Raw genomic sequence first — 999 nt, 5'->3', positions numbered from 1 at the left:
TACACGTACCGGCACCACGTTGGCCTGTTTCGCCACACCATAAGTGCTGCCGGCAGCGGTGCCTGCTACATGGGTGCCGTGGCCGTTGCAGTCTTCAAAGTCGTCAGGGTTAACACTGCCACCAAACAGGAAACCCCCGGAGCTCACGAAATTGCGACCGGGCAGTACTCGGCCGGTAAATTCCTGATGTGTGGTGCGCACGCCGGTATCCACCACATAGATGTTCACATCACGCCCGCCGTTGTCTGGATACTGAAAACTGCTATCCAGCGGCAGGGCCGGTTGATCGACCCGGTCCAGGCCCCAGGTGGCGTTACTCTGCACGGCTACGGTGGTCACCATGCGGTCCGGCTCAACCGAGATGACACCGGGCAGAATACCAAGCAAGTTTGCCTGCAGGTTGGTCAATCTTACGGTCATGCCCAGCAAGGCATGGTCATAGGTATAAAGCACCTCGCCCCCACCAATACCGGCCAGCAGCGTTTGAATAGCTGTGGTCAGGCTGGTGAGGCCCAGTTGCTCGGTGATATTCGGTGCCAGGGTCACAATGTATTGGTTTTGGATGATCTCCCCCATGGCGGGGGTATTGTTATCGTCGGCGGCCCAGGCGGGTGACAGCACGCTGCCCCCCAGAACGGCGGCCAACACGGCGGCCTTGAATGTCGATCGTGGCATTGCGTTCCCTCCAGTACGTTAGTGTCAGAACGCTAGGGAAACGCCGTGTATCTCTCCATGGGCAGGGTGTAGTTTTTTGTTGTTTTGAAAGGGGTTCAGCGGCCTGTAAGCGCCGCTTTTAAAGGCAAGAAGGGAAAATGAGAACTGGTCGTGAAGATACCGTCGACTAAACCAGTCCCCTCAACCGGGAAACCGTTTTCCACACCAGCATCTGCATGCGCTGGGAGTTAGTGGTTGGCTTGGCCAGGCAGGCAAACACCATATCGTTCACCGGCCAAATGCTGATGCAGCCTTCCCGGCAACGGATGAAAGCCTCCTCGCTAT

1 protein-coding gene is annotated in these 999 nt (G+C 57.3%); it reads right to left on the bottom strand.

What is annotated here, in order from left to right; all coding sequences use genetic code 11:
- Positions 1-675 (bottom strand): S8 family serine peptidase (locus tag A3754_RS01320; protein WP_156496663.1); only part of this gene is annotated, 675 nt, incomplete at its 3' end.
- Between the last annotated feature and the right edge of the window lie 324 nt (positions 676-999).

Source organism: Alcanivorax sp. HI0083 (assembly GCF_001635175.1).
The sequence above is the reverse complement of the archived record's forward strand: the minus strand, read 5'-3'. Positions and strand labels throughout refer to the sequence as shown.